This is a genomic window from Solihabitans fulvus (genome assembly GCF_008386585.1).
Lineage (GTDB): Bacteria > Actinomycetota > Actinomycetes > Mycobacteriales > Pseudonocardiaceae > Solihabitans > Solihabitans fulvus.
In genome coordinates, this window is sequence record NZ_VUOB01000049.1 from 1 (window position 1) to 3442 (window position 3442).

2 protein-coding genes are annotated in these 3442 nt (G+C 61.7%); one reads left to right on the plus strand and one right to left on the minus strand.

Features of this window, described 5'->3' with window-relative positions; genetic code table 11:
- Positions 1-403: 403 nt before the first annotated feature.
- A complete protein-coding gene (locus F0L68_RS26000; protein ID WP_149852435.1) occupies positions 404-1876 on the minus strand; it encodes a recombinase family protein in 1473 nt (490 codons plus the stop codon).
- A 163-nt stretch (positions 1877-2039) separates the two neighbouring features.
- On the opposite strand from F0L68_RS26000, the gene F0L68_RS26005 reads away from it, so the two are divergent.
- Positions 2040-3074 (plus strand): cytochrome P450, encoded by a 1035-nt coding sequence (locus F0L68_RS26005; protein ID WP_188316833.1) that lies wholly within the window; start codon positions 2040-2042, stop codon positions 3072-3074.
- The last annotated feature ends 368 nt before the right edge of the window (positions 3075-3442 follow it).

Genomic DNA, 3442 nt, shown 5'->3' on the forward strand with positions numbered 1-3442 from the left:
GAATTAGCGCGAAAGCAGCGGGCTAGGCCCTCCCTGACGCTTCCTCCCTCTCCTGAGCAGGAGGGAGCGTCGCCAGGGAGGCATGTCAGCCGGAGCGGGAACCGTCCCGCCACAGGCGAGACCCGACAGCCAGACCTGCAAGTCAACGGCACCCTCCCTGACGGCCTCGGGGGTGGTGCCGACGACCTCTAGCCCCACACCGGGAGACACCTGTCCCCCACGTCGCGTGACCGCTGAGGAAATCGCCTGGATTCGCGCGTTTCTCGCAGCATTGGAGAGGCAAGGGTTCTTTGATCAAGCCAAGACGAGAGATATTCGGTCGATACTCGAATAGAAGTCAGCACCCCTGGTCGTTCGACCAGGGGTGCTGACATTCCGGAATACCTGCAACAGTACGACGGCATCAAGCAGATTCAGGAAAGACCAACTGGCGAGGGTGGAACCTCACACCTTGCCCGGCAACCTTAACGCCCACTACGGGGAAGAACCTACGAATGGTGTCCCGCTGCTTGTCGATATCACGAGACTCAAGAAATGCCTCAGCGTCATCGACAGGCAAAGGCTGCGACTTAGCAGCTTGCGTCTTCCTGAGATCGACGATCTTCTTTTGTGCGTCCCGTCGGATATTAGCGAGAGCGGCAATGTCAATGTCATCATTCTTGAAGGCTTCCACAGCATCACTGATCTTGCGCTCCTGTCGCACTATCTCGTCAGCGCTCGTGTCTACGACCTTCCCTTTAACTACCGGCAGAGGCTTAATAGCCTGATACGTCAACTCTAGAAAGAACCCTTCTAGAGCGTCACTGTTCCTTGATACCCTTCCGCACCCGCCGCGCGCCTTCTGACAGCGATACACGTAGTGGGGCTTCTTCGTGCCATCCTTGTGAGGATTTCCACGCTTTGATCCGAACGCCATTTTGGTGCCACATTCACCGCATACGAGAATGCCGGTCAACAGATGCTTTGGCGAACTATCGGTCGCCCATGACGCATTTCTGACCAGAATCTTCACAACCTCGTAGTGCTCTTCCTCAGTGAATATCCGAGGCCACGCACCTTTGGCGACTGCTTGCCCCCTCGGGATGACTTTACCTTCAACCTCGATGTCACGACTGAACGTGCGCAATGCCGCATACACAGGATCACGCAAGAGCCTACTCAGGTCAGAAACGAGGTAGGGCTTGCCGTTCTGCTTCACTATCTCGTTCTTACGCATCTCGTTACAGATGCTAGTCAGGGATTGACCGGCCACGACCTTTTTCCGGGCACGCCGAAGAATCTTGGCCTCCTCCCATTCGATTGCCGTGTAACCGGGCGTGTAGCCAGTACGGCGCATTCGACTGGCAGGAGGCTTTCCTTCGATGGCTCGAAGCTCTTTGCGAATACGCTGCCTGTGGCCGATTATCTTTGCCTCAGAGCGGTTCAACACTCCGATGATTCCGGTCGTCACATCATCTTTGATTTCTCGACCTGAGGAGTCAAAGGTTCGCACCTTGGACAACTCAGTCACAACGTGATATTCCTCCAGGACAGAGGATTCCCGACGACTAAGCCTATCCTGATCTCGAACAACAATGAGACGTCCAGACAAGTTGCCAGACATGATATCTGACATGAGCTTGTTGTAGCCCGGACGCTCGATGTCCTTGGAACCTGACTTGTCCTCGTCATAATAGACACCATCGACACCTATAGAGGCGTCAAGGCGTAGCCCCGCACTTCTCGCGTATTGCACGCATCGGAGAACCTGAGTCGCGAAGTCGTCGCCGATGGACTTGCGGAAATAGAACACGCAAGGCTGACGGGACATGTCCCCGTTGAGAAGGTAGTCCCGGTCAGCAGACAGGGCGGCTGGAAAGATGTCGTCCGTCCTCATCGGACACCACCGTTTACGCTGGTCATCTCGACTCCCATCCCACCTTGACGGTACCGCGTCAGGTGTGTGTCTTGAGAGTCAACACGAGGACTTCTCCGCCAACACCCCCAGGCTGAGCGGCGGCCCGCGCCGCCGGTCGCCTGCCGACGTCACTGCCGCGTGGATGCACGTCAGACGAACCGGCTGGCACGGCATGAACCGCCAGGCCACACTCGCGCACGGCCGACGGATGCTGGCCTCCCTCGACGCCACCATGCTCGGCACCGACGCGGCCGAGGTGTCCGTCGTCGACCTGCTCAACGGCTACGCCGGCGAACTGGCCATCGACTTCTGCCTTGGCCAAGGCAACGCGGACGTCGCCGCCGCCGTAGTCCGGCGCGCGGCCGTCGCGGATCGGCTGACCGGTAGCAGCCTCCAGTTCCCCGCCTGGCTGCCGCTGCCCAGGGTGCGCGCGATGGTCCGAGCGACGGCACACCTGAACGCCACGCTGACGACGCACGTGCGACGGCGCAGGGCGGACCCCGTCGACCAACCGCAGGACCTGCTGGACCTGTTGCTGGCCAACACGACCAACCCGCTCACCGAGGACCAGGTGGTGACGCTGGTCAAGGCGAACCTGTTCGCCTCCTACTCGACGCCCGGCCTCGCGTTGGCCTGGATCGTGCACGAGTTCGCGGCGCGGCCCGCCGCGTTCGACCGGGTGCTGGCGGAGGCCGACGCGCTGCACACCGCCACCGGTTCGGTGCTCGACGACACCCGGTTGCCCTACACGGCGGCGTTCGTGAAGGAGGTGCTGCGACTGTATCCGCCGGTGTGGCTGATGCAGCGTTACGCGGCGCGCCCTACCGTCCTGGGCGAGTGGGACATCAGGCGTGCGCAGTACGTGACGTTCAGCCCGTACCTGCTGCACCGAGACCCTCGATGGTGGACCGCCCCCGAGGAGTTCAAGCCGGAACGCTGGCACCACGACGACGCACCCGCGCACCGCTTCGCCTACGTCCCGTTCGGTGCGGGGCCGAGAGTGTGCCTGGGCATTCAGTTGGCGCTGTACCAACTTGTGGTGGCCGCCGCGCGACTGGCCGTCGGCTACCGGATCGAGGTGACCTCCGACAACGTCGCACCGACGCCGCAGCCGGCGCTGACCCCCGTCGGGCTCGCCGCGCGGTTCACACCCCGCACCGGTGTGCTGTCCCACTGAGTTTGCCATTTGCGGTCTTGACCAGCATGAACGCGGTGACCGGCGGCTCGGTGCGTGGTCGGGTAGCGGGGACACATTGCTGCATCCCCGCCCCTCAGAACCGGGCATGCGGGCTTCCCCACACCTCGGCTCAAGCAGGCCACTAGTAGCGTGTCGCTGCTTAGTTGTGGTGGCTGTGCCTGGGAGGCTGTGGTCTGACAGGTTCCCTCCCTGCCGGACAAGGACTACCGCCATGGCCTCACTGATGAAGCGGCCGGTCACGTTGTCAGCCCGGGATCGTGAAGAGCTGATCCGGCTGACCACCACGGGTGTGCGTCCGGCATCGGTGATCAGGCGGGCACGGGTACTGCTCGCGCTGGACACCTCGG